The 24,163-nt window shown below is 72.1% G+C and carries 24 protein-coding genes; 5 read left to right on the top strand and 19 right to left on the bottom strand.

Annotation, left to right across the window (positions count from 1 at the left end):
• Positions 1 to 556: 556 nt before the first annotated feature.
• Positions 557 to 1,216, bottom strand: coding sequence for a TetR family transcriptional regulator (locus EMA17_RS47030; RefSeq protein WP_160161819.1), 660 nt, complete (start codon positions 1,214 to 1,216; stop codon positions 557 to 559).
• Positions 1,217 to 1,358: 142 nt separating this feature from the next.
• On the opposite strand from EMA17_RS47030, the gene EMA17_RS47025 reads away from it, so the two are divergent.
• Together EMA17_RS47025 and EMA17_RS47020 are read left to right on the top strand one after the other, a co-directional pair.
• The gene (locus EMA17_RS47025) at positions 1,359 to 2,990 is read left to right on the top strand and encodes an MFS transporter (RefSeq protein WP_170222374.1); all 1,632 of its coding nucleotides are present in this window, start codon (positions 1,359 to 1,361) and stop codon (positions 2,988 to 2,990) included.
• Between the two features lie 212 nt (positions 2,991 to 3,202).
• Complete coding sequence (locus tag EMA17_RS47020) at positions 3,203 to 3,703, top strand: MarR family winged helix-turn-helix transcriptional regulator (RefSeq protein ID WP_160161818.1); 501 nt, start codon at positions 3,203 to 3,205, stop codon at positions 3,701 to 3,703.
• Positions 3,704 to 3,715: 12 nt separating this feature from the next.
• Here the strand turns inward: EMA17_RS47020 and EMA17_RS47015 are convergent, their stop codons facing one another.
• The 6 genes from EMA17_RS47015 to EMA17_RS46990 all read right to left on the bottom strand — a co-directional run bounded on the left by EMA17_RS47015 (position 3,716) and on the right by EMA17_RS46990 (position 7,526).
• Positions 3,716 to 4,468 carry a class I SAM-dependent methyltransferase gene (locus EMA17_RS47015; protein ID WP_246127337.1) on the bottom strand — a complete coding sequence of 251 codons (753 nt, stop codon included), beginning with the start codon at positions 4,466 to 4,468 and terminating at the stop codon, positions 3,716 to 3,718.
• Positions 4,469 to 4,512: 44 nt separating this feature from the next.
• Positions 4,513 to 4,857: a DUF202 domain-containing protein gene (locus EMA17_RS47010; protein ID WP_174861536.1), complete on the bottom strand. Its 345-nt coding sequence runs from the start codon at positions 4,855 to 4,857 to the stop codon at positions 4,513 to 4,515.
• Positions 4,857 to 5,231 carry a YidH family protein gene (locus EMA17_RS47005; protein ID WP_126643366.1) on the bottom strand — a complete coding sequence of 125 codons (375 nt, stop codon included), beginning with the start codon at positions 5,229 to 5,231 and terminating at the stop codon, positions 4,857 to 4,859. The genes EMA17_RS47010 and EMA17_RS47005 overlap by 1 nt, the downstream gene beginning before the upstream one ends.
• Positions 5,232 to 5,331: 100 nt before the next feature.
• On the bottom strand, positions 5,332 to 5,760 hold the full coding sequence (gene nusB, locus EMA17_RS47000) for a transcription antitermination factor NusB (RefSeq protein ID WP_078974409.1): 429 nt from the start codon (positions 5,758 to 5,760) through the stop codon (positions 5,332 to 5,334).
• Positions 5,760 to 6,326 (bottom strand): elongation factor P, encoded by a 567-nt coding sequence (gene efp, locus EMA17_RS46995; RefSeq protein ID WP_078974410.1) that lies wholly within the window; start codon positions 6,324 to 6,326, stop codon positions 5,760 to 5,762. Before efp ends, nusB begins: the two co-directional genes overlap by 1 nt.
• 72 nt (positions 6,327 to 6,398) lie before the next feature.
• Positions 6,399 to 7,526: an aminopeptidase P family protein gene (locus tag EMA17_RS46990; protein WP_126643365.1), complete on the bottom strand. Its 1,128-nt coding sequence runs from the start codon at positions 7,524 to 7,526 to the stop codon at positions 6,399 to 6,401.
• Positions 7,527 to 7,791: 265 nt separating this feature from the next.
• Here EMA17_RS46990 and EMA17_RS46985 point away from each other — a divergent pair, with 265 nt between their 5' ends.
• Positions 7,792 to 9,732, top strand: a complete 1,941-nt coding sequence (locus EMA17_RS46985; RefSeq protein ID WP_246127336.1) for a trypsin-like peptidase domain-containing protein — start codon at positions 7,792 to 7,794, stop codon at positions 9,730 to 9,732.
• A gap of 71 nt (positions 9,733 to 9,803) precedes the next feature.
• Here the strand turns inward: EMA17_RS46985 and aroQ are convergent, their stop codons facing one another.
• From aroQ to rpsD, 12 genes are all read right to left on the bottom strand, one after another.
• Entirely contained in the window at positions 9,804 to 10,247 is a 444-nt protein-coding gene (gene aroQ / locus EMA17_RS46980) for a type II 3-dehydroquinate dehydratase (protein WP_078974412.1), read from the bottom strand.
• On the bottom strand, positions 10,244 to 11,338 hold the full coding sequence (gene aroB / locus EMA17_RS46975) for a 3-dehydroquinate synthase (protein WP_126643364.1): 1,095 nt from the start codon (positions 11,336 to 11,338) through the stop codon (positions 10,244 to 10,246). The genes aroQ and aroB overlap by 4 nt, the downstream gene beginning before the upstream one ends.
• Positions 11,335 to 11,967 (bottom strand): shikimate kinase, encoded by a 633-nt coding sequence (locus tag EMA17_RS46970; RefSeq protein ID WP_126643363.1) that lies wholly within the window; start codon positions 11,965 to 11,967, stop codon positions 11,335 to 11,337. Before EMA17_RS46970 ends, aroB begins: the two co-directional genes overlap by 4 nt.
• A 4-nt stretch (positions 11,968 to 11,971) precedes the next feature.
• On the bottom strand, positions 11,972 to 13,156 hold the full coding sequence (gene aroC, locus EMA17_RS46965) for a chorismate synthase (protein WP_126643362.1): 1,185 nt from the start codon (positions 13,154 to 13,156) through the stop codon (positions 11,972 to 11,974).
• Between the two features lie 185 nt (positions 13,157 to 13,341).
• Positions 13,342 to 14,076, bottom strand: a complete 735-nt coding sequence (locus tag EMA17_RS46960; protein WP_126643361.1) for a prepilin peptidase — start codon at positions 14,074 to 14,076, stop codon at positions 13,342 to 13,344.
• Between the two features lie 161 nt (positions 14,077 to 14,237).
• Positions 14,238 to 15,083: a shikimate dehydrogenase gene (locus EMA17_RS46955; protein WP_246127335.1), complete on the bottom strand. Its 846-nt coding sequence runs from the start codon at positions 15,081 to 15,083 to the stop codon at positions 14,238 to 14,240.
• Positions 15,080 to 16,240, bottom strand: coding sequence for an endolytic transglycosylase MltG (gene mltG, locus EMA17_RS46950; RefSeq protein WP_126643360.1), 1,161 nt, complete (start codon positions 16,238 to 16,240; stop codon positions 15,080 to 15,082). Before mltG ends, EMA17_RS46955 begins: the two co-directional genes overlap by 4 nt.
• The gene (gene ruvX / locus EMA17_RS46945; protein ID WP_126643359.1) at positions 16,237 to 16,734 is read right to left on the bottom strand and encodes a Holliday junction resolvase RuvX; all 498 of its coding nucleotides are present in this window, start codon (positions 16,732 to 16,734) and stop codon (positions 16,237 to 16,239) included. Before ruvX ends, mltG begins: the two co-directional genes overlap by 4 nt.
• Before the next feature lie 133 nt (positions 16,735 to 16,867).
• A complete protein-coding gene (gene alaS, locus EMA17_RS46940; RefSeq protein ID WP_126643358.1) occupies positions 16,868 to 19,537 on the bottom strand; it encodes an alanine--tRNA ligase in 2,670 nt (889 codons plus the stop codon).
• Positions 19,537 to 19,896, bottom strand: coding sequence for a DUF6167 family protein (locus tag EMA17_RS46935; RefSeq protein WP_126643357.1), 360 nt, complete (start codon positions 19,894 to 19,896; stop codon positions 19,537 to 19,539). The genes alaS and EMA17_RS46935 overlap by 1 nt, the downstream gene beginning before the upstream one ends.
• A 3-nt stretch (positions 19,897 to 19,899) precedes the next feature.
• Positions 19,900 to 20,334: a DUF948 domain-containing protein gene (locus tag EMA17_RS46930; protein WP_126643356.1), complete on the bottom strand. Its 435-nt coding sequence runs from the start codon at positions 20,332 to 20,334 to the stop codon at positions 19,900 to 19,902.
• Positions 20,335 to 20,519: 185 nt separating this feature from the next.
• Entirely contained in the window at positions 20,520 to 21,131 is a 612-nt protein-coding gene (gene rpsD / locus EMA17_RS46925; protein ID WP_078974422.1) for a 30S ribosomal protein S4, read from the bottom strand.
• 233 nt (positions 21,132 to 21,364) lie between these two features.
• Here rpsD and EMA17_RS46920 point away from each other — a divergent pair, with 233 nt between their 5' ends.
• Entirely contained in the window at positions 21,365 to 22,138 is a 774-nt protein-coding gene (locus EMA17_RS46920) for a DUF2470 domain-containing protein (protein ID WP_126643355.1), read from the top strand.
• 262 nt (positions 22,139 to 22,400) lie between these two features.
• The gene (locus EMA17_RS46915) at positions 22,401 to 23,900 is read left to right on the top strand and encodes a threonine/serine exporter family protein (protein ID WP_246127333.1); all 1,500 of its coding nucleotides are present in this window, start codon (positions 22,401 to 22,403) and stop codon (positions 23,898 to 23,900) included.
• The last annotated feature ends 263 nt before the right edge of the window (positions 23,901 to 24,163 follow it).

Raw genomic sequence — 24,163 nt, 5'->3', positions numbered from 1 at the left:
AAAAAGAAGCAACGCCGCGAATACGACTCCGCCTTCCCGTCTCGCTCACATTGCGATTCCGGCTGCCGCATAACTCGCTTTACGACTCCGGCCCCGCGCCCCACTCACCCCACGACTCCGGCCCACACGTCCACCCTGCGACTCGAGTTGCCCGACCCCCGCGCCTTACGACTCCCGCCCCGCACCCCACTCACCCCACGACTCCGGCCCACACGTCCACCCAGCGACTCCGCTTACCTGCCCCCGCGCCTTACGACTCCGGCACCCCGACCAGCTCACCAACAACTCCGCGACCGAAACCGACTCATCCAGCAACTTCCGCGCCCTGCACGCCCCCGGCCCCGCCGGCCCGCACGCCCCCGCCCCTGCCGCCCCGCCTCGGCAACTCCGGCCCCGGCTCTCCACAACTCCCGCTCCCCAACGCGCCCACCCCGGATCCCGCACCCCAAATCCCACACCCGGCCCGCTCGCCCGCTCGCCCCGTGGCCCGCTCGCCCCCCGGCCCGCTCGCCCCGGCACCGTTGTGGCTCGCGGGTTGTGGCCCCGTCGTCGGCGGTCAGTCGCGTCCCAGTTCGCCCGCCGTCCAGCGGTCGTTCAGCATCGTGGCCATGTCGTCCCAGGCGGCTTCGACGATTCGGGACAGGCCGGCGGTGTCCATCACCTCGTCCTCGGCCCACTCGTCCATCGCCACCCGCATGACCGAGTGGTACAGGGTCACCGACAGCGCCGGACGCCGGTCGCGTTCGGGGTCCACGCCCTCGCGGCGGGCGATCTCCGCCGCCATCCGCCGCTCCAGCTCGATCGCGTTGCGCAGCGAGGCGGCCATCAGTACCGGGGTGCCCTCGATCAGTCGGCGCATGCGCAGGAACTCGTGGCCCGTGCCGCCGTCCGGCTCGTCGCCGAACTCCGACAACACCTCCGCGCCGGCGCGGCGCAGCGCGGTCAGCGGCGCCTCGTCCGCCGGTCGGGTGGCCAGCGCGGACAGGAACAGCTGCTCGAACTCCATCGCCCGGGCCAGCGCCACCTCCTCCTTGCCGGCGAAGTAGCGGAAGAAGGTGCGCCGGGAGACCTCCACGGCGGCGACGATCTCGTCGATGGTCGTGGCGTCGTACCCCTTGCGCAGGAACAGCTCCTGCGCGGCGTCCGCCAGGGCCTCGCGCGTGCGTTCCTTCTTGCGCTCGCGCAAACCCGTCGCGGCGCCGACCGTGTCCCGCACGTTGCGTCTTCCTCTCCTTGGGCCCTGCACAGTATGGCACTTGTCACTGCGTGCAACTTGAGTGATTTGGCTACTTGGCACACAGTGCCATATCGTTCGATGGTTCGATACGACGCTGAACACGGATGGATGTAGGGGACGCATGAGCCAGACTTCGACGGCGGCGACACCGGACGCACCCCCTCCGGATCCCTCCGCACCACCCGCCCGCAAGGGCATGCAGGGCCATCCCTGGCTCACCCTCCTCGCGGTCGCCTTCGGCGTGATGATGGTGGCCCTCGACGGCACCGTCGTCGGCATCGCCAACCCGGCCATCTCCAAGGACCTCGACGCCTCGCTCGCCGACCTGCAATGGGTCACCAACGGCTACCTGCTCGCGCTCGCGGTGTGCCTGATCCCGGCGGGCAAGCTCGGCGACCGCTACGGCCACAAGACGATCTTCCTGATCGGCGCGGCCGGCTTCGCCGCCACGTCGCTGCTCATCGCGTTCTCCCAGTCGGTCTCGATGCTGATCGCGTTCCGGGTGCTCCAGGGCGTGTTCGGCGCGCTGCTCCAGCCCACCGCGCTCGGCCTGCTGCGCAACAGCTTCCCCGGCAACAAGCTGAACATGGCGATCGGCATCTGGGGCGCGGCGATCTCCACCGCCACCGCCGCCGGTCCGATCGTCGGCGGTCTGCTCGTCGAACACGTCAGCTGGCAGTCGGTCTTCTACATCAACGTGCCGATCGGCGTACTGACGCTGGTGGTCGGCATCTGGGCGCTGGCCAACAGCCGGGTGGCCGGTGCGAGCAACCGGATCGACTACCTCGGCGTAGTGCTGTTGTCGGTGGCGATGTTCTGCCTGGTGTGGGGTGTGATCAAGAGCGGCGAGAAGGGTTGGGGCAGCGCCTACACGCTCGGCTTCATGGCCGCCGCGGTGATCCTGCTCGTGGTCTTCGCGCTGTGGCAGACCCGGGCGGCCGAACCGCTGATGCCGATGGGGATGTTCCGCAACCGGTCGTTCTCGATCGGCATCGTGCTGATGATCTTCATGGCGTTCGCGATGTTCGGCGCGATGTTCTTCATCACCTTCTATCTCCAGGGCGTCAACGGGCTCAGCCCGACCGAGACCGGCGTACGGATGTTGCCGATGTCGGTGGTGATGATGATCGGCTCGCCGATCGGTGGCCTCGCGATCACCAAGCTGGGCCCGCGCATTCCGATCATCGCCGGCCTGGCGCTGTCCGCGACCGCGATGGCGCTGCTGGCCCGGCTGGGCGAGGACGCGAGCTTCGGCGCGACCATGCTGCCGTTCGTACTGCTCGGGTTCGGGCTCAGCCCGATCATGGTGGGCGCCACCGACATCATCGTCGGCAACGCCTCGCTCGAACTCTCCGGCGTGGCCTCCGGGATCCAGCAGGCCGCGATGCAGGTCGGCGGCGCGCTCGGCACCGCCGTGCTCGGCGCGGTGGTGGCGGCCAAGGTCTCCTCGGTACTGCCGGACCGGTGGCCCGCGGCGGCCGGCGACTACGCCACGATGCCGCACGGGCAGCGCGAGGGGATCGAGGGCTCGGTCGCCCAGGGATTCCCGCCGCTGCGACCGGACCTGCTGGGCGGCAAACAGCTGGACGGCCCGGCGACGGAGGCGATCCGACACGCCTCGGACACCACGTTCCTGGACGGCATGCAACTCGCCTTCACCATCGCCGCGATCACGATGGCGGTCGGCATCGTCCTGGCCCTGTTCGTGCGCCAGGGCGAAAAGCGCGAGGGCGCGGTAGCCGTGCACGTGTAACCCGAAGGCGCCCGCACGGAGGCGGGCTTGGGCACGTGATCCGCGCGCCGTCGGCCGGACACGACACCCGAGCGGCACGCCGTCCCCTCCCCGGGCGGGCCGCTACGGCATGATCCATGGGTAATGGTCATTCGACCGGCGCGCCGTCCCCGACCTCGGTCGGGGACGGCGTCGTGGGTTTCCCCGGCAAATTAGACAGGTATTCTTACCTCGTGCAGCAAGACACCTCCTCCGGGCCCGAACTGGTGACGTTGCTGGTCACCGCCGTGCGTGGGATCAGTCAACTGTTCTCCGACCGCATGACGGCCGCGGGTTTCGACGAGATCCGGCCCACGCACGGCTTCGCGCTGACCCTGATCGGCGAGGACGGCACCACCGCCACCGAACTCGGTCGCCGACTCGGCATGACCAAGCAGTCGGCCGGCGAGGTGGTCTCGCACCTGGCCCGCCACGGCTACGTCGACCGCAGGCCCGACCCCGCCGACCGCCGCGCCCGCCGGATCACCCTCACCGAACGCGGCCGCGAGTGCCTGCGGGTGATCTGGGCCGAGCTGTCCTGGATCCAGGGCGCCTGGACCAAGGCGGTCGGCGACGACGGGGTCGAGGTGCTCAAGGACGGCCTGCGCGCCGGCATGCGCCAACTCGGCGCCTCCGGCGAACTGCCCGACAACCTCAGCCAGGCGTGGTGGTGGCGCGACGCCCGCAGCCTGTAGGCCGCGGCGCCCTCACCGCGGCGCCGGCAGCTCCCGGCGCCGGGCCAGGTAGGTGTCGGTGACATGGGCCAGTTCCACCGGCTCGGCGTACTCCCCGACGAACTCCCGTACCCGCGCCAGCATTTCGCCGCGCTGCCGGTCCCCCATCGCGGTCACGTAGCTGAACGTGGCGATCCGCTCCACGATCGCGTCGTGCGTCAGCGACTCGCGGCGCCGGAACAGGGTCCGCTCCGCGGGCTCGAACCAGGGGCTGCGGGCGACCGCCGGGCGGTAGTCGCGCAGGCCGCCGAACGGCCACTCGGCCACCTCGTACAGCCGGTCCACCAGCGCGTTCTCCTGATCCCGCTCGTTCCACAGCAGCGCCAGCACCCCGCCCGGTCGCAACACCCGCGCGATCTCGCGCAGCGCCGGCTCCGGCTCGAACCAGTGGAACGCCTGGGCGACGGTGACCACGTCGACCGCGCCGTCCGGCAGCGGTATCGACTCCGCGGTGCCGGCCAGCACCGGCACCCCCTCGACCATCCGGGCGAACGTCTCGCGCATCGCGGCCGACGGCTCCACCGCGCTCACCCGCGCCCCGCGCTCGGCCAGCAACCGGGTCAACTTGCCGGTACCGGCGGCCAGGTCGAGCACCGCGGTGCCCGGCCCGATCCCCGCGCCGGCGCACAGATGATCCATCGCCTCGTTCGAATAGGACGGTCGCGCCCGCTCGTACCGATCGGTGCCACGGGCGAATCCACGGATGCCGAGATCGTCGGTCGTCATGGCGCGCATTCTCGCCGCGACCCACGCCGCCGACAAGGGCTCCGTCAGGGCCGGCCGACCAGCACCACCGCCGCCAGCACACACGCCGCCAGCACCGTCAGCAGCGTCGCGCGAATCGCCCGATCACCGACCGCGGCGCCGCCGCCCCGAACCGCGTGGTCGACCTGTCGATGCCGCAGCAGCCCCACCACGTACACCCCGAAGCCGGCCGCCATCACCGCGAAGCCCGGCAGCATGAACCACCAGCGCCCCGGCACGTGACCGGCCCGTACCAGCAGCGCCCCGTTCGCGACGAACGCCAGCGAGGTGCGCGACCACGCCATCCGGGTGCGCTCGGGCTGCAGCCCCGGATCCAGGGGCGCGCCCGGCAGCGGGACGGTGCGGGCCATCAGGACACGAGCATGAGCACGACGCTCACCACGATCACGATCACCAGGCCCACCGACACCACCAGCGGCAACGCGGAGAACGGCAGCGCGCGACCCAGCCGCATGGCCCGCTCGATCCGGTACCAACGCCGGTACGCGGTGGCCGACAGGGTGAGCGCCAAACCGACCAGGGCCAGCCCGAGCACCAGACGCTGCGCCCGCGGGGCCAGGTCCGGCACCAGCTGCACCACCGCCACCCCGCCCGCGAGCAGGGAGAGCGCGGTGCGGATCCAGGCCAGGAACGTGCGTTCGTTGGCGAGGGTGAACCGATAATCGGGCTCGTCGCCGATCTCCCGCAGCCGGGAGCCCTTTCGATCGGATTTCATGATCTTCATTATCGGTACGGGAAATCGGCCGCCTCATCCGGGCCGGCACGAACGCGTCGAGCCGCCCACCCGGGCGGGGTGGGCGGCTCGACGGGTCCGGCGGCGGACGCTAGCGCAGCAGCGTCGGCTTGAGATCCTTTATCCGGGCCAACAGGCCGTTGACGAAGGCCGGCGACTCGTCCGTGGAGTATTCCTTGGCGAGCTCGACCGCCTCGTCGATGGCCACGACGTCGGGGACGTCGCTCTCCCAGAGCAGTTCGTAGATACCCAGGCGCAGGACGTTGCGGTCCACGCCGGGCATCCGGTCCAGCGTCCACCCCACGGCGTAGGTGCCGATCAGGTCGTCGATGCGCTTGCGGTGTTCCTGGACGCCCTCGACCAGCCGCATCGTGTATTCGGCGACCTGCGGCTCCGCCTTGTCGGCCCGGAAGCGGCCGACCCAGTCCGCGAGGATGGTCACCGGATCGACACCGCGCTGGTCGGCCTCGAACAGGATCTGCAGCGCGCGCTTCCGGGTCTTGCTGCGGGCACCGGCCACTAGCTGTTCACGCGGCCCAGGTAGTCACCGGAACGGGTGTCGACCTTGACCTTCTCGCCCGTGGTGATGAAGAGCGGAACCGCGATCTCGAAGCCGGTCTCCAGCTTCGCGGGCTTGGTGCCACCGGTGGAGCGGTCGCCCTGGACACCCGGCTCGGTGTACTCGATGAGCAGTTCGACCGAGGCCGGCAGCTCGACGTAGAGCGCGGCGCCCTCGTAGATCGCGACGGTCGCGTCGAAGCCCTCGAGCAGGTAGTTGGCGGCGTCGCCGACGGTCTCGGGCGAGATCGGCAGCTGCTCGTAGGTGTCCGTGTCCATGAACACGAAGTCGGAGCCGTCCTTGTACGAGAACTGCATGCCGCGCTTGTCCACGGTGGCCGTCTCGACCTTCGTGCCGGCGTTGAAGGTCTTGTCCACGACCTTGCCGGAGAGGACATGCTTGAGCTTCGTACGAACGAACGCGCCGCCCTTGCCGGGCTTGACGTGCTGGAACTCGACGACGGACCAGAGCTGGCCGTTGTCGAGCTTGAGCACCATGCCGTTCTTCAGGTCGTTGGTCGTGGCCACGAGTGTGGTGTCTCCTGCGTGCTTCTGGGACCGGATTCTCGCTCGTCGGACGAGGCGGCGGGCACCGGCCCGCTACAGGACGAGCAATTCCTTGGTCGTGATGGTGAGTAGCTCGGGCCCGCCGTCTTCGAGCGGACGAACCACAAGGGTGTCCTCGATGCGGACACCGCCGCGGCCCGGGAGATAGATCCCCGGTTCGACGGTGACCGGCATGCAAGCGTCCAGCTTACCGGTCGCCGTCGGACCCAGATGCGGGTCCTCGTGGATCTCCAGACCGACGCCGTGTCCGAGGCCGTGTCCGAAGAAGTCCAGGTAGCCGGCCTGCGCGATCACATCGCGCGCGGCCTTGTCCACCACGACCGCCTCGACCCCCGGCGCCAGCGCCTCGCGGCCCGCCTTCTGGGCGGCGAAGACCACACCGTAGATCTCCTGCTGCCAGGCCGCGGGCTCGGTGCCGATCACGAACGTGCGGGTCATGTCGCCGTGGTAGCCGCGGTAGCGCGCACCGAAGTCGATCTTGAGGAAGTCGCCGTCCTCGACCCGGCGGTCCCCGGGATCGTGGTGCGGGATCGCCGAGTTCGGCCCCGTGGCCACCACCGTGGGAAAGGCCACCGCGTCGGCGCCGTGGTCGGCCATCCGCCGCTCCAGCTCCATCGCGATGTGCCGCTCGGTCCGGCCGACCAGGATCGACTCGATCATCTCGCCCAGCGCCCGGTCACCGATCTCACAGGCGATCCGCAGCGCGGCGATCTCCTCCGGATCCTTGACCCGACGCAGGTCCTCGACCACCCGGCCCAGGGCGACCAGCTCCCCGGCGGCGCTCTCCTCGGCCAGCACCCGGCCCAGCGCGCGGTACAGCTCGACCGTGACGTGCTGCTCCTCGATGGCCAGGCGGACCGCGCCGGAGCGCGCGGCGCGGGTGGTCAGCGCCTGCGCGCAGGCCCGCTCGACCAGCAGTTCGACGCCCGGCGACTCCTCGGCCGCCTGGGCCGCGTAGCGGCTGTCGGTGCACAACACCGCGCCCGAGCCGGCCCCCTCGCCCGGCGCGCCCGGCGTGTACACGAGCAGCGCGGCGTTGGAGCCGGTGAACCCGGTCAGGTATCGCACGTTGACGAGGTTGGTGATCAGGGCGACGTCGGCGCCGGCACCGGCCAGGCGGGAACGCAGTCGATCACGGCGTCGATCATGGGCCTCGGGCATGGGAACAGCGTAGTCCCGTGAGGTGGGGGTAGCCCGGTGTGACTCGGCGGAACTGCATCCTTCGGGCTCCGGCCGGGGGTCCCGCAGGTCGGCGCCGGGCCTCCCGCGGGCTCGGACGGGTGATCCCGCGGGCTCCGACCAACGCAATCGCCCGATATCCGGACAGCGGCCCGGGCCCGGTTCTACCCTTCCTGCGAGGGGGTGGGCTTCAGTGGAAATCAGTGGAAATGACGGAACTGCCACATCGGCGGCGGACGAGCGGCTGGTGGGCAGACTGCGCGCCGCCGCGGCGCGCTACGCGGCGGCCGAGGCGGATCGGTCCACGATCGAGGCGCGGCGCGCCGACGGTCGGCGATTCCCGGACGACGACCACCGGCTGCAATTACGCGCGGCCCGGCTGGTGGAGCAGCACGAGGTGCCCGGGCAGGTGCTGCTGGCCACGTCGCCGCAGGAGAGCGGGCCCGGACTCGCCGAGCGCATCATCGGCGCCACCAACGATCTGCAGAGCCTGAACTTCCTCGCCCGCGGCATGCGCGCCGCCGCGTGCGTGGCACGGATCTGGTACTCCACCGGCGGCCCGGTGCAACCCCAGGCCACCGGCTTCCTGGTCTCGCCGAGCCTGTTGCTGACCAACCATCACGTCTTCCCCGACGCGGCGACCGCGCGCGGCGCGTTCGCCGAGTTCGGCGCGGAGATGGGCATCGACAACGACCTGCCCGCGCACACCACCCGCTTCACGCCGGATCCAGACACGCTGTTCCTGACCGACGAGGACCTGGACTTCGCCCTGGTGGCGCTGCGGCCGGGCGGCGACGGGCGGCCGGCGGGGCAGGTCTTCGGGCATCTGTGGCTGCTCGCGGCCGAGGGCAAGCTGGTGATCGGCGATCCGGTGAACGTGATCGGTCACCCGGACGGGCGGCTCAAGGAGATCGCCATCCGGCAGAACCGCTTCACCCAGCGCTTCGACGACTTCCTCCAGTACGAGACCGACACCGAGCCGGGCAATTCCGGCTCGCCGGTGTTCAACGACCAGTGGGAGACGGTCGCGCTGCATCACAGCGGGGTGCCCGCGCACGACGCGTCCGGGGCCGTGCTGAACCTGCACGATCAGCCGTGGCGGCCCGAGCAGGGGCAGGCCGAGATCAAGTGGATCGCCAACGAGGGGGTGCGGATCAGCGTAATCCTGGCCCGCCTCGCGGCGCTGACCACGGGCGACGCGCAGCGGGCGCTGCTCGCCGAGTTGGGTCCCGGCTCGGGCCTGGGCTCGGCGCCGGCGCTGCTGTCCACGGTGCCCGCTCCCCGGCCGCCGATCGAGGTCACCGAGGCGGTTCCGGTCGCCGGGGCGACCGGGCGGCCGGAGGCGTTCGGGGGCCGGCTGCGTCTGGTGTTCGTACACGGGCGCAGTCAGCAGGGGCGCGATCCGGACGAGTTGCGGCGCGGTTGGGCGGCGGGGCTGAACAGCGGGCTGACCCTGGCGGGGCTGCCGACCATCGATCCGGCCGACGTGTGGTTCCCCTATTACGGCGACCGGCTCGTGCAGGTGATGGAGTCGGCGCTGCCCGGCGAGGCGCCGCTGTCCGCGTCGGCGCGGGAGTTGTACGACCGCCTGCTCGACGAGGCCGCGCGCCGGGCGGGCATGCCCCCTCCGGAGGCGGCCGAGCCGGCGACCGAGAGCATCTGGGACCACGTGGTGCGCACCACGCGTGAGCCGCTGGGCTGGATCGCCGCGCACACCGGGGTGGACCGGCTGGTGATCAAGGCCGCGTTCAAGGACGTCGCGGCCTACCTGGATCAGGACGACACGCGCACGGCCGTGCTCGACCAGGTGCTGGCCGGGATGCCCGCCGACGGTCCGGTGGTGCTGGTCGCGCACAGCCTGGGCACGGTGGTGGCGATGGATCTGCTGACCCGGCTGGGGCCGGCGGTGCCGGTGGCCGGGTTGATCACCGTGGGCAGCCCGCTGGGGATGGACACCGTCTACTCGCGGCTGCGGATCGGCGGGCCGCATCTGCCGCCGATCGCGGGGCCGTGGTTGAACGCGTGGTGCCGGACCGATCCGGTCGCGATCGGGTGCCCGCTGGCGGACGACTGGAGTGGGCTGGCGGCGGAGTGCTCGGTGGCCAATCCGCTCGATCGCGCGCACGACATCGGCGCGTATCTGGGGCACCCGGAGGTGGCGACGGCGATCGGGCGGTTGCTCGGGTGAGGTGCCGCGAGGCGCGGCGGCTCCGCCCGGGGTGTCACCCACGTGGGTGACGCCCCGGGCGGGAGTGGTGCTCAGCCGTCGAGTTCCTCGGCGAGCGCGCGCAGCGCCAGGCGGTAGGAGCCGAGGCCGAAGCCGGCGATCGTGCCGCTGGCGACGGCGGCGACGACGCTGGTGTGCCGGAAGCTCTCGCGCGCGTAAGGGTTGGAGATGTGCACCTCGATGAACGGCGCGGTGCGCTGGGCGACCGCGTCGCGCAGCCCGTATGAGTAGTGGGTGAACGCGCCGGGGTTCATCACCACCGGGATGCGGCCGTCGGCGGCCTCGTGCATCCAGCGGATGATCTCGCCCTCGTCGTTGGTCTCGCGGACCTCGACGGCGAAGTCGAGTTCGGCGCCGAGGCGTTCGCACTCGGCGACCAGACCCTGGTACGAGGTCGCGCCGTAGACGTCCGGCTCGCGGCTGCCGAGCCGGCCGAGGTTGGGGCCGTTCAGGACCAGCACCCGGCGCGCGCTCACGCCGAGACCTCGGCGTAGGCGGCGACCAGGAGGGTCGGGTCGGGGGCCTCCAGGACGACCGGCTTGGCCAGGCCGTCGAGGACGATGAAGCGCAGCATGTCGCCGCGCGACTTCTTGTCCACGCGCATGGTCTCCAGGAGCCGGGGCCACGCGTCGCCGCGGTAGGTCAGCGGCAGTCCGACCGCGGCGAGCACGGTGCGGTGCCGGTCGGCGGTGGCGTCGTCGAGGCGACCGGCGAGCCGGCCCAGCTCCGCGGCGTAGACCATGCCGACGCTGACCGCCGCGCCGTGCCGCCACTTGTAGCGCTCGGCCTTCTCGATCGCGTGCGCGAGGGTGTGGCCGTAGTTCAGGATCTCCCGGCGGCCGGCCTCCTTGAGGTCGCCGGAGACCACGTCGGCCTTGACCCGGATGGCCCGGGTGATCAGCTCGGCGGTGTCCTTGCCCAGCGGGTCGCGGGCCGCCTCGGGGTCGGCCTCGATCAGGTCCAGGATCACCGGGTCGGCGATGAATCCGGCCTTGATCACCTCGGCCAGGCCGCTGACGTAGTCGTTGCGCGGCAGCGACTCCAGCGTGGCCAGGTCGGCGAGCACGCCGGCGGGCGGGTGGAACGCGCCGACCAGGTTCTTGCCCTCGGCGGTGTTGATCCCGGTCTTGCCGCCGACGGCCGCGTCGACCATGCCGAGCAGCGTGGTGGGCATCGCGATCCAGCGCACGCCGCGCAACCAGCTCGCCGCGACGAAGCCCGCCAGGTCGGTGGTGGCGCCGCCGCCGATGCCGACGATCACGTCGGAGCGGGTGAAGCCGGTCTGGCCGAGCACCGACCAGCAGTAGGCGGCGACCGCGACGTCCTTGGCGTCCTCGGCGTTGGGCACCTGGACGGCGATCGCCTCGTAGCCCTGCGCGGCCAGGTCCTCGCGGACCGCCTCGCCGGTGGCGGCCAGCGCCTCCGGGTGCAGGATCGCCACCCGGCGGGCCGAGGTGCCGATCAGCGCGGCGAGTTCGCCGAGCAGGCCGGTGCCCACGAGCACGTCGTAGGGCTCCGAGGTGCCGCCGACGCGGATCCGGACGGGTTCGGCGGGGGTACCGCTCATCGCTTCACGTCTTTCTCGGGCCTGGTGGGCTCGGGTCGGGCCCGGTGGGATGCGGTGGTCTCGAGGGTGCGCCCGATCTCGGCGGCCACGTCCTCGGGGGTGCGGCCGGCGGTGTTCACCGTGACCGCGGCGACCTCGGTGTACAGGGGGCGGCGTGCCCGCATCAGCTCGCGCCAGCGGGCCCTGGGGTTGCCGAGCAGCAGCGGGCGCGGCGCGTCGAGGCCGACCCGCTTGACCGCGTCGGCCAGGTCGACGTCGAGGAAGACCACGTGGTGGCCGGCCAGGAGATCGCGCGTGGCCGGGTCGAGGATCGCGCCGCCGCCGAGCGCGAGTACGCCGGGGTGGGCGGCCAGCGCGTCGGCGACCGCCCGGTGTTCGAGCGCACGGAAGTGCGGCTCGCCCTCGTCCACGAAGATGTCCGGAATCGGCTTGCCCGCCCGCGCCTCGACGTCGGCGTCGGTGTCGCGAAAGCCCACCCCGTGTGCCGCGGCGAGCAGCAGGCCCACCGTCGTCTTGCCCGCGCCGGGCGGCCCGACCAGGACCACCAGGGGGCGGGCGCCGCCCCCGTCCCGGTCGCGCGTGGTGTGCACGCCGTCGGCGATGTCCCCGGCGTCCCCGATATCTGCCATGGCGCTACCGAATCTCCAGCGCGTCCAGGTAGCCGCGCACGTTGCGGGCGGTCTCGGCGACCGAGTCGCCGCCGAACTTCTCGGTGACCAGGTCGGCCAGCACGAGGGCGACCATCGCCTCGGCCACGATGCCCGAGGCGGGCACCGCCGCGACATCGGAGCGCTGGTGGTGGGCCTGGGCCGGCTCGCCCGTGCGCACGTCGAAGGTGGCCAGGGCGCGGGGCACGGTGGCGATCGGCTTCATCGCCGCACGTACGCGCAGCACCTCGCCGGTGGACATGCCACCCTCCACGCCGCCGGAGCGGTGCGAGGTGCGGCGCGCGCCGTCGGCGGTGTTGACGATCTCGTCGTGTGCCTTCGAGCCGCGCACCCGGGCCAATTCGAAGCCGTCGCCGAGTTCGACGCCCTTGATCGCCTGGATGCCCATCAGCGCGCCCGCGAGGCGCGAGTCGAGCCGGCGGTCCCAGTGCACGTGGCTGCCCAGGCCCGGAGGCAGGCCGTAGGCGAGCACCTCGACCACGCCGCCGAGCGTGTCGCCGGCCTTCTGCGCGTCGTCCACCTCGGTGACCATCGCGGCCGACGCCTCGGGGTCGAAGCAGCGCACCGGGTCGGCGTCCAGGCGCGCGGTGTCGTCGGGGCCGGGGAACACGCCGGCCGGCGCCTTGGCCGCGCCGAACTCGACCACGTGGCTGACGATCCGGATGTCGGCGACGCGCTCCAGGAACGCCTTGGCGACCGCGCCGAGCGCGACCCGGGCGGCGGTCTCCCGGGCGCTGGCCCGCTCCAGGATCGGCCGGGCCTCGTCGAAGCCGTACTTCTGCATGCCCGCGAGGTCGGCGTGGCCGGGGCGGGGGCGGGTCAGCGCGGCGTTGCGGGCCTGCGCGGCCAGCGCCTCCGGGTCCACGGGGTCGGCCGACATGACCGTCTCCCACTTGGGCCACTCGGTGTTGCCGACCATGATCGCGACCGGGCCGCCCTGGGTGAGGCCGTGCCGGACGCCGCCGAGGAAGGTGACCTCGTCGCGCTCGAACTTCATCCGCGCGCCGCGCCCGTAGCCCAGTCGGCGGCGCGCGAGCGCGTCGGCGACCAGGTCGGTCGTGACGGGCACGCCGGCGGGCAGCCCCTCGAGGGTGGCCACGAGTGCGGGGCCGTGCGACTCCCCGGCGGTCAGCCAGCGTAGGTTGCCCACGAATGCTCCTTCTTGCGCGTCACGCGTGCCTGCTCCGGACGGCGGCACGGAGGTCCGGCACGATCCACCGAGCAGCACCGGACGGGATCCGCCCGGCGAATCTCCACCCGAATCCTTTCATGCCCGGGGCGGGCCCCAATCCCCGCGTCCATCTTCCGGACAGCGCCGCGTGAACCGATGCCGTCTCACCAGGCGAGATGCAATCGGGACAACTCGGCGCCGCACAACACGCCGCCGAGCGCGCCGAGCAGCAGCCAGGGGCCGAACGGGAGCCGGCTGTCCCGGCGCGCTCGGCCCACGAGTATCAGCGCCCCGGCGGTCAGCCCCGCGAGCAGCACGGCCAGGAACGCGCCGGTGACCAGCACGCCCCAGCCGAGCCAGGTCAGATGTATGCCGAGCACGCCGGCGAGCTTGACGTCGCCCATGCCCAGGGAGCCGCGGAAGAGCGCGGCCAGGCACAGGTGGTAACCGGCCAGCGTGACGCCGCCGAGCAGGGCGCGCCGGTAGGCGGTGAAGTCGCCCAGGGCCAGCGACTCCATGCCGAGCAGGGTCAGGCCGGTGGCCAGGGTGACCAGCAGCACCGGATCGGGCAGCCGCAGGGCGCGCATGTCGACCACGGCGAGGGTGACCCCCGCGACGGCGAGCACCAGGAACGCGAGCAGGTCGAGGCCGGGCCCGAGGCGCCAGGCGAGGAGGGCGCACACGAGCCCGGTCACCGCGGCGAGCGGCAGCGCACCGAAGCGCCCGCTCGCGGCCGACACCGGCTCGACGGGCAGGACCGGCGGACGACGGGGCGAGGCGATGCCACCGACCGAACCGGGGCCGGGGCTTCGGGCGAGCAGGAGATGGATGGGACGGGGCAGCCCGAGCCCGGCTACGAAACCGAGCAACGCGCACAGGAGAGTGAGTCCGAGGAACACGTCTGCGACGATACGCAGGATCGTACGCCGGTCACGTTGCGTCGTCCCCAACTCCGGTCCGAAGATCACACCAAACCCGAAACCTGGGGACAACGCCACCACGCCGACCAAGCCCGGCGAGCGCGGGTCGGTGATCCGCGTCGCCCGGCTCGCTCCGCTCGTCAGCCTCGGCCCGCCAGGGCCGCCTCGCCGGCCGTGCGCATCGCGGTGAGCGGGCCCGGCCGGCCCGTCATCAGCTCGACTTGGAGCACCGCCTGGTGCACGAGCAGGTCCAGGCCGCCCACCACCGTGCCGCCCGCGCGTCCCCACGCGCCCGCGAGCGCGGTGGGCCACGGGTCGTAGAGCACGTCGAAGAGCACGCCGGGCGCGGTCGGCACCTCGATCGCGAGATGGTCGACCGCGCCCTTGGGCGTGGTCGCCACCACCAGCGGCGCGGCCAGCGCCTCGGCGGCCTCCGTCCACGGACGCACGGTCACCGCGACGCCGAGCCGTTCCCCGGCCGCGTACATCTGGCGCTCCCGCTCCGCACCCCGCACGTACACCCGCACCGGCCCGTCCGTGACCTCCCGCAACGCGGCCAGCGTCGAGGTCGCGGTGGCACCCGCGCCCAGCACCGCCGCCGACCCGACCCGGTCCACCCCGCGCTCGCGCAACGCCGCGACCAGGCCCGGCACATCGGTGTTCTCGCCCACCCGGCGACCGTCGGCGGTGCACACCACGGTGTTCACCGCGTCCACGTCCCGCGCGACCGCGCCGATCTCGTCGAGCAGCGGCCGGATCACCCGCTTGAGCGGCATGGTCAGCGAGAGCCCGGCCCACGACGCGTCCATCTCGGCGACGAAGCCGGGCAGGGCCGCCTCGTCGATGTCGAACGCGTCGTAGGACCAGTGGGCCAGGCCCAGTTCGGCATACGCCGCCCGGTGCAGGACCGGGGACAACGAGTGCCGGATGGGCGAGCCGAGCACGGCGGCCCGGCGCGGGGGCAGGGGTGGGGTCGAAGGCGTCACGAGGTCGGATGTTCCTTGATCCACTTCGCCAGCTCGGCCTTGAAGTCCTGGAACTCGGAGTCCTTGTCGGTGAACTTGGTGGTGCCCGCGATCGGGTCGACGGTGACGAAGTAGAGGTACTTGCCCGCCGGCGGCGCCAGCGCCGCGTCGATCGCGGCTTTGCTCGGGCTGCCGATCGGCCCGGGCGGCAGACCCTTCTTCACCCGCGTGTTGTAGGGGTTGCTCGCGTCGTTGAGTTCCTTGTTGGTGAGCTGGATGTTGCTCTTGCCCAGGTAGTAGTTGACCGTCGAGTCCAGACCGAGCGACATGTTCTTGCCCAGCCGGTTGTAGATCACCTGGGCGACCTTGCCCTTGTCGTCGGTGGTCTTGCCCTCGGCCTCGACCAGGCTGGCGATGATGATCACGTCGTACGGCTTCTTGCCCATCGCCTGCGCCTTCGCGGCCAGACCGTCCTTGTCGTACTCCTTCACCGCCCGAGCCACCATCTCCTTGAGCACCACCAGCGGGTCCATCCCGGGCGCGGCGATGTAGGAGGCGGGGAACAGGAAGCCCTCGATGTTGCCGCCGGCGTAGTCCGGCAGTCCGAGCGAGGGATCCTTCGCGGCGGCCTCGACCTTCTCCTTCGGCACCTTGAGCGTCTTCGCCAGGGACTCGAAGACCTGTGCGGAGCGCATGCCGGGCCGCAGGATGAAGTCCTGCTTGTTCTTGGGGTTCACCAGGATCTCGAAGGCCGACTTCGCGGACATGTGCTTGGCCATCGTGTACGCGCCGGGCTGGATCTTGGACGCGCGCTGGTCCTTGTCCTCCCGGGCGACCTTGGTGAACGCCTCGACGCTCTTGGTGACCCCGACCCGCTTGAGTTCGTTGGCCATCTGCGGGGTGGCCCAACCCGGCTTGATCTCGACCACGAGCGAACCGGAACCGCTGCCGCTGTAGTCCGGCGGCGGGCCGAAACGGTCCTTCAGGAATCCGTAGGCCCAATAACCGCCGCCGCCGAGGATGGAGAGCACGACCACGAGGGCCAGGGAGACCGCGCAACCGCTGCGGTTCTTCTTCTTGCGGCCCCGGCCCCCACGCCGCCCACCGCGTGACCCGTCGTCCTTGCCCCGTCGCCGACTGCGCGGCTCCGACTCCATGCGCAGTCCGAGATCGCTCATGCCGTGGGCCTTTCAGAGTCGGATGCGGACCCGGCCGGAGCGGGGAGCACGGCCTGGCCCGGAGGACGTCCGGAACCTCGCTCGGTGTCGAGCGCGTTTTGCAGGATCACGATCGCGGCCGCCTGGTCGACGACCCCGCGGGCCTTCTTCGCCTTGACGCCGGAGGCCTGGAGCCCCCGGGTCGCGGTGACGGTGGTCAGTCGCTCGTCGACCATGCGCACCTCGATCGTCGGGTCGAGCCCGGCCACGAGTCGGCCGGCGAACAGCCGCGCCTTGGCCGCGGCCGCGCCCTCCTTGCCGGAGAGCGAACGCGGCAGCCCGACCACGACCTCGATCGCCTCGTATTCGGCGACGATCTCCAGGACTCGGGCCACGTCCCGCCGGCCGGCGGGCACGGTCTCCACCGGGGTGGCGATCAGTCCGTGCGGGTCGCTGGCCGCGACGCCGACGCGAACGTCTCCCACGTCGACCGCAATTCGTACTCCGCGTCTCAAGGTCGGCTCTCCGTCACAGACTCTGCGTCACTGACTATTCGGGCATGACGCCCCGGCATACAAGTCCCCCGGGGGTGCGGGAGTCCGGTTCCAGACTTCCACACCCGCCGGGGGAACGAAGGCAGGGAACGACTCAGGATGTACGTTCGGCGACTGTCCGGGTGACCGCGGCCAGTGCGTCGGCCACCTTCGTCGGGTCCGAACCGCCGCCCTGGGCCACGTCGTCCTTGCCGCCGCCGCCTCCGCCGAGGGTCTGCGCCGCGACACGAACCAGCTCGCCGGCCTTGACGCCACGCTCGCGCGCGCCGTCGTTGGCGGCGACCACGACCATCGGCTTGCCGTTGACCACCGACACGACCGCGACCGCGGCCGGGCGGGTCGCGAGCCGGCCGCGCACGTCCAGCGCCAGCTTGCGCAGGTCGTCGGGCGTGGTGCCGTCGGGCAGCCGGGCGGCGGCCAGCGCCACGCCGTTCACGTCCTGCGCGCCGTCGACCAGGCCGGCGGCGGCCTGGAGCACCTGGGCACCGCGCAGCGCGGCGATCTCCTTCTCCGCGTCGCGCAGCTTGGCCATGATCGAGGCGACCCGCTCGGGCAGTTCCTCCGGCCGGCCCTTCACCACGTCGGTGAGCTGGTTGACGATGGTGTGCTCGCGCGCCAGGAACTTGTACGCGTCGGCGCCCACCAGCGCCTCGACCCGGCGCACGCCGGCGCCGATCGAGGACTCGCCGAGCAGCTTGACCAGACCCAGCTGCGCGGTGTTGTGCACGTGCGTGCCGCCGCACAGCTCCTTGGAGTAGTCCCCCATGGTGACCACGCGGACCCGGTCGCCGTACTTCTCGCCGAACATCATCACGGCGCCCTGCTTCTTCGCCTCGTCCATCGACATCACCTCGGCGGTGACGTCGAGGTTGCGCGCGAGCACCTCGTTGATCTTCTGCTCGACGTCGGTGAGCACGCTGCCCGGCACCGCGCCCGGCGCGCCGAAGTCGAAGCGGAAGCGGCCGGGCGCGTTCTCCGAGCCGGCCTGCGCGGCGGTCGGGCCGAGCGCGTCGCGCAGCGCCTGATGGGTCAGGTGGGTGGCGCTGTGCGCGCGGGCGATGGCGTTGCGCCGGTCGGTGTCGATCTGCGCCAGCGCCTTGGCGCCGACCACGACCTCGCCGACCTGGACCCGGCCGCGGTGCACGGTGACACCGGCGACGGGGGTCTGTACGTCGCGGACCTCGACCACGGCGCCGGTTTCCAGCCGGATGCGGCCGGTGTCGGCGAGTTGGCCGCCGCCCTCGGCGTAGAAGGGGGTGTGGTCGAGCACGACCTCGACCTCGTCGCCCTCCTGCGCGGCGGGCGCGGGTACGCCGTCGACGAGCAGGCCGACCACGGTCACCTCGTTGGCGGTGTCCAGGTAGCCGGTGAACACGGTGCCGCCGGACGAGTCCGCGACCTCGCGGTACACGGACAGGTCGGCGAGTCCCTGCTTGCGCGCCTGCGCGTCCTTCTTGGCCCGCTGCCGCTGCTCGTTCATCAGCCGGCGGAAGCCGTCCTCGTCGACCGCCAGGCCCTGTTCGGCGGCGATCTCCAGGGTCAGGTCGATCGGGAAGCCCTCGGTGTCGTGCAGCAGGAACGCCACCTCGCCGGGGAGCACGCGCGAGCCCGCGCTCTTCGCCTTGACGATCGACTCGTCGAGCAGCGCGGTGCCCTCCTGGAGCCGGGCCAGGAAGCGCTTCTCCTCGGCCACCGAGACCGCGTCGATGCGCTCGGCGTCCTCGACCAGGTTCGGGTACTGCGGACCCATCGCCTTGATCGTGGTCTCGACCAGGTCGTGCAGCGTCGCGCCCTCGGCGCCCATCAGCCGCATGTTGCGGATCGCCCGGCGCATCATCCGGCGCAGCACGTAGCCGCGGCCCTCGTTGCCCGGCACCACGCCGTCGCCGATCAGCATCACGGCGGTGCGCACGTGGTCGGCCACCACGCGCAGCGACACGTCGGTGGTGTGGTCCTGTCCGTAGACCTTGCCGGTGAGTTCGGCGGCGCGGTCCAGGATCATCCGCGAGGTGTCGATCTCGTACAGGTTGTCGACGCCCTGGAGGATGCACGCCAGGCGCTCCAGGCCGAGCCCGGTGTCGATGTTCTTCGCGGGCAGGTCGCCCAGGATCGGGTAGTCGTCCTTGCCGGTCCCGGCGCCGCGCTCGAACTGCATGAAGACCAGGTTCCAGATCTCCAGGTAGCGCTCGCCGTTGACCGCCGGGCCGCCCTCCTCGCCGTACGCGGGGCCGCGGTCGTAGTTGATCTCCGAGCACGGGCCGCACGGGCCGGGCACGCCCATCGACCAGAAGTTCTCCGACTTGCCCAGGCGTTGGATGCGCTCGGGGGGCACGCCGATGACGTCGCGCCAGATGCGCTCGGCCTCGTCGTCGTCGAGGTAGACGGTGATCCACAACTTCTCCGGGTCGAGCCCGTAGCCGCCGTCGGCGACCGAGTTGGTCAGCAGCTCCCAGGCGAGCGCGATCGCGCCCTCCTTGAAGTAGTCGCCGAACGAGAAGTTGCCGCACATCTGGAAGAACGAGCCGTGCCGGGTGGTCTTGCCGACCTCCTCGATGTCCAGCGTGCGCACACACTTCTGCACGCTGGTGGCCCGCTTGAAGGTCGGCTTGACCTCACCCAGGAAGTAGGGCTTGAACGGCACCATGCCGGCGTTCACCAGGAGCAGCGTGGGGTCGTCCGCGACCAGCGACGCCGACGGGACGACGGTGTGTCCGCGTTCTTCGAAAAAGCGCAGCCAGCGCTTGCGGATCTCTGCCGACTCCATCAGGTGCCGTCCCTTCGGTCGTACCGTGCCTTGCCTTCGTACAGCTCGCGCGGGTCGTAGTGGTCCCGCCCGTCGTGCCGGTGCTCGTGCGGCTCGCGCGCGCCGGGCAGTATCAGCCGGCTCGGGGCGGGCGGCAGGGCCGCGGCGGCGACGTCCGCGCCGATCGCCCGGTACAACTCCTGCTCGCGCTCCGCCATGCCCGCGCGCACCTCGTCCGCGAAGTACTTGATCGCCTCGCCGATGCCCGTGACATTGTCGGCGACGCCCTCGGGCGTGTACTTGTACGCCTTGTCCTTGACCTTGCGCGCGGCCCAGACGCCGGCGCCGGCGCCGACCGCGATCCAGAACAGTCTCGCCATCGGTCAGCCCCTCCCGCGCATGCTGCGCTGCCGCGCGACCTTCTGCGCCTTCGCCGCGGTCCGCACCCGGCGGCTGAGCTCGGCGCGCTGCTGCGCGGACAACGCGCGGCGCACACCGTAGCTGAACGCGGCGGTCTTCACGAGGGGCCCGCCGAGCGTGGCGGCGACCGTGGAGGACAGCGCGGTGGCGTTCGTGGTCATGGTCTGCACGTTGCCCGCGATCTGGTCGACGCGGCCCATCTGGGCGTTGGTCGCCCGGACCGTCTCGGTGACCTCGTCGAGCAGCGGGACCGCCCGGTCCGCCACCCCTGCGACCAGGGTCGTGGCCTCCTTGAGCACCTTCGCCAGCTTCACCAGAGCCACCGCGAGAAAGGCGACCAGGATCGCCCAGAAAACGGCGATGATCATCAGCGCGACTTCGCCACCCGACACCGTCATGCGCTCCTTGATGAGTGGGATCAGTCGAGGCGGCGGATACGCGTCGCCCACCTCGGAAAACCCGACCCTACCGCGACCGCGCGGGTCCCCTCGTCCGAGGAAACCCGCGCGGTCGGCGTGGCGTGTGTCGCGACCCGGTGTCGTGTGTCGATCGACCTTCGGTGTCGGTTTGTCGATGTCGTCGATCAGCGGGAGTAGTACTCCACGACCAACTGCTCGTCGCAGATCACCGGGACCTCGCGGCGCTGCGGGAGGCGGTCGAGACGGGCCATCAGCTTGTCGAGGCGGGCCTCGATGTAGCGCGGGGTCTCGGCGGCGGCGAAGCCGCCGGCCTGGACCACCTGGAACAGCGGCTTGGTGCGGCTGCGCTCGCGCACGGCGACCACGTCGTCGGGCTTGAGGCGGTAGGAGGGCTTGTCCACCTTGCCGCCGTTGACCTCGATGTGGCCGTGGGTGACCATCTGCCGCGCCTGGTAGACGGTGCGCGCGAAGCCCGCCCGGAGCACGAAGGCGTCGAGGCGACGCTCGAGGTCGACCACCAGCTCGTCGCCGGTCTTGCCGGCGTGCTTGTTGGCGCGGTCGAACGCGGCCCGCATCTGGACCTCGGAGATGTCGTACTGGAAGCGCAGGCGCTGCTTCTCCATCAGCCGGGTCTTGTAGTCGGAGGTCTGCTTGCGGCCGCGGCCGTGCTCGCCCGGCGGGTAGGGCCGGTTCTCCAGGTACTTGGCGGCCTTGGGCGTGAGCGCCACACCGAGCGCGCGGCTGCGGCGGATCTTGGGGCGCGTCTGGTTGGTCAAGGTCGGGTCCTCCGTGCGGGGCCGTTCGGGCGGTTCGGGCGGTCGGTCGATGCGGGTGTGGCCGGTCCGGTCCTGGGTCGAGCCGTCGGGCCGGGGCGGTGGGCCGCCGGATCGGGCCGTCTTGCCAAGATCGGGGTACTTAGGTAAGCCTAACCTTAACGAAGACGCGGCCGGTAGCCCACTCGGGGGTCGCAAACGAGCGCCGTACCTGAGCGCCACACCTGGAGGACGCCATGTCTGTTCCCACCGAGGCCAACGCCGGGCGCACCGATGTCTCTTCCCGGCGGCCGCGCACCGCCGAGCGGGCCCGCACCCTGGCCGCCCACGCCGGGTCGGCCACCCTGGACCTGCCCGGCGACCGGGAGGAGCACGTGATCCCCGCCGCACGGGCCGTCGAGGCCGACGGCTCGCTGCTGCTGCTCGTCCCGGGCGAGACCGCCGCGGTGGTGCTGACGTCCCGGGACGACGTGGCCGCCGTGCTGCACCTGGTCGACGTGGCGCCGGTGGCCGTGCCGCACCGGGTGCGCGCGCACTGCTGGATCGCGGGCTGGCTGAGCATCCCCACCGGCCCCGACGCCGAGCGGGCCGCCGCGCTGCTGGCCGAGGCGGCCCCCGACCCCACCGCGTCCGAGCGCGCCGGGACGGTCGTGCGTCTGGAGGTCGGCGAGGTGCTGGTCGACGACCTGTGGGGCACCGGACACGTCGAGCCCGACGACTACGCCGACGCCGCGCCCGACCCGCTGGCCGGGCACGAGGCCGAACTGCTCCAGCACCTGGCCGCGGCGCACGGCGACGACCTGTACCGGCTGGCGATCGTGGCGGGCGCGCCGGCCTGCGCGGACCGGGTGGCGCCGGTGTCGCTGGACCGACACGGCATCCGGCTGCGCACCGGCGGTCCGGACCGCACCTGTGACGTGCGCTTCGAATTCGAGCACCCGGTGGCCGACCCGACGGAACTCGGCGGCGCGCTGCGCCGACTGCTGCACGGGGTGCACGGGGAGAGCTGAGGCTTTCGCCCGCCGCTTCGGGACGGGCACGCGTCGGGGCCCGTCGGCCGACCCGTGGCCTCGCATGATGCGGCGCCCGCCGGGCAGTCTCCTCCTCCGTGATCGGCCGTGCCGGGCCGGGGCCCGGGTCCGGAACCGGCTAACGTTTCCGGTCGCGGCACCGGGTGGCGATCCACCCGGACGGATCGCCACGGCGGACCGGTCGACGGTGCCGCCGGCGCGAGCCGGATCGCGGCGGGAACGGCGGAAGGGACGACACGGGGTGTCGGAGCAGCACTCGCGACACGAACCGGAGGAACCGGCGGACGAGGTCGGCCGCGCCCGTCCGGGCGCTCGCGCGCCCTGGGAGCCGGAGCGGTCCGCGACGCCGCGATCCGGCGCCAGCCCGTGGCAGGACCGGCTGCGCACCCAGCTGCGGTTCAGCGGACACACCGCGAGCATCCCGATCGTGCCCGCGCCGGAGAAGCCCGAGGCCGGCCCCTCGGTCCCGCGCGTACTCGATCTCGCGCTGCGTACCGGCGAGCTGCTGCTGGCCAGCGGCGAGGGCGGGGAGGACGTCGAGGCGGCGATGCTCGGCATCACCGACGCGTACGGCCTGGAACGTTGCCAGCCCAATGTGACCTTCGTCGCGATCACCCTGTCCTACCAGCCCTCGCTGGTCGAACCGCCGGTCACGGGCGAGCGGGTGGTGCGCCGCCGCGCCGTCGACTACACCCGGCTCGACGAGGCGCACCAGCTGGTCGAGGCGATCACCCGATCCGAGTTGACCCTGGAGGAGGCGTACCACCGCCTCGCCGACATCCGCCGCAACCGACACCCGTACCCGCGCCCGCTGTTGCTGCTGTCCGCGGGGCTGATCGCGGCCTTCGCGAGCGTGATGGTCGGCGGCGGACCGATCGTGGCCGTCGCGGCCTGCGTCGCGGCGCTGATCGGCGAGCGGTTGGCGCAGCTGCTCGCCGAGCGCGGCGTCCCGGAGTTCTACCAGTTCGTGCTCGCCTCGATGCCGGCCGCGGCGATCACGGTGGTGATGATCAAACTCGGCGCGGGGATCAACCCGTACGCCGTGGTCACCGGCGGGCTGTTCGCGCTGCTGCCGGGGCGGGCCCTGGTCGCCGCCGTACAGGACGGACTGACCGGCTTCTACATCACCGCCGCGGCCCGGTTGCTGGAGGTCTTCTACCTGATCGTCGGCATCATCGTGGGCATCTCGATCGTGCTGTACATCGGCGACCAGGTGGGCGTGAAGTTCACCGTCGAGGGGACCTTCAACCTCAACGGCAACCCCCGCTTCGTGCAACTCCTCGCGGCGGGCGCGGTGTCGCTGACCTTCGCGGTGCTGGTCCAGGTGCGTCGGGTGCTGCTGCCGATGGCGGCGGCGGGCGGGGCGGTCGGTTGGGCGGTATTCCAGGTGCTGCGCGAGGCGGGCGCCGCGCCGGTGCTGGCCACGGCGGTGGCCACCGGGCTGCTCGGGCTGCTCGGGCAGTTGCTCGCCCGCTGGCACGGGACGTCGGCGCTGCCGTACGTGATCCCGGCGATCGGCCCGATGTTGCCCGGCAGCGCGATGTACCAGGGCATGCTCGGACTGGCCCTCGGCCACACCGACAGCGGCTGGCGCAGCCTGGTGAACGCGGCGTCCCTGGCGCTGGCGCTCGCGGCGGGCGTCAACGTCGGCTCCGAGGCGGCCCGCTTCGTCCTGCCCTCCCCGCCACCGCGCACGGGCCGCGAGATGCGCCCGGCGTCCAAGCGCACCCGAGGCTTCTGACCCACCGCCGCGACGCCGCCCACCGACACCGGCGGATCCCGAACACCCACGCGCCCGAGTTCACATCCGCAGACACCACAACGCGCTCACGGGCACGAGTGGGATCACCGACCCGGTCCCGACGGCGAGCGGGGACGGCCACCGGCCAGGGGCGCGGTCGCGGTCGCAGGCGGGCGAATGCGGTCGCGGGCTCCCGGCAAGCACGAGCATGCACGCGGCCGCCAGGCCGAGCGCGGTCGCGAGCGCAGGCGCAGGCGAGCGGG

This window comes from Embleya hyalina (genome assembly GCF_003967355.1).
Lineage (GTDB): Bacteria > Actinomycetota > Actinomycetes > Streptomycetales > Streptomycetaceae > Embleya > Embleya hyalina.
Note: the sequence above shows the minus strand (reverse complement) of the source record. Positions and strands in the feature narration are given on the sequence as shown.

What these genes read in the sequence shown, in the direction of transcription:
- EMA17_RS47025 (WP_170222374.1), top strand. Translation starts at nt 1,359, where the DNA reads ATGAGCCAGACTTCGACGGCGGCGACACCGGACGCACCCCCTCCGGAT.
- EMA17_RS47015 (WP_246127337.1), bottom strand. Translation starts at nt 4,468, where the DNA reads ATGACGACCGACGATCTCGGCATCCGTGGATTCGCCCGTGGCACCGAT.
- EMA17_RS47010 (WP_174861536.1), bottom strand. Translation starts at nt 4,857, where the DNA reads ATGGCCCGCACCGTCCCGCTGCCGGGCGCGCCCCTGGATCCGGGGCTG.
- EMA17_RS47005 (WP_126643366.1), bottom strand. Translation starts at nt 5,231, where the DNA reads ATGAAGATCATGAAATCCGATCGAAAGGGCTCCCGGCTGCGGGAGATC.
- EMA17_RS46990 (WP_126643365.1), bottom strand. Translation starts at nt 7,526, where the DNA reads ATGCCCGAGGCCCATGATCGACGCCGTGATCGACTGCGTTCCCGCCTG.
- aroB (WP_126643364.1), bottom strand. Translation starts at nt 11,338, where the DNA reads ATGAGCGGTACCCCCGCCGAACCCGTCCGGATCCGCGTCGGCGGCACC.
- EMA17_RS46970 (WP_126643363.1), bottom strand. Translation starts at nt 11,967, where the DNA reads ATGGCAGATATCGGGGACGCCGGGGACATCGCCGACGGCGTGCACACC.
- mltG (WP_126643360.1), bottom strand. Translation starts at nt 16,240, where the DNA reads ATGAGCGATCTCGGACTGCGCATGGAGTCGGAGCCGCGCAGTCGGCGA.
- alaS (WP_126643358.1), bottom strand. Translation starts at nt 19,537, where the DNA reads ATGGAGTCGGCAGAGATCCGCAAGCGCTGGCTGCGCTTTTTCGAAGAA.
- EMA17_RS46935 (WP_126643357.1), bottom strand. Translation starts at nt 19,896, where the DNA reads ATGGCGAGACTGTTCTGGATCGCGGTCGGCGCCGGCGCCGGCGTCTGG.
- EMA17_RS46930 (WP_126643356.1), bottom strand. Translation starts at nt 20,334, where the DNA reads ATGACGGTGTCGGGTGGCGAAGTCGCGCTGATGATCATCGCCGTTTTC.
- EMA17_RS46920 (WP_126643355.1), top strand. Translation starts at nt 21,365, where the DNA reads ATGTCTGTTCCCACCGAGGCCAACGCCGGGCGCACCGATGTCTCTTCC.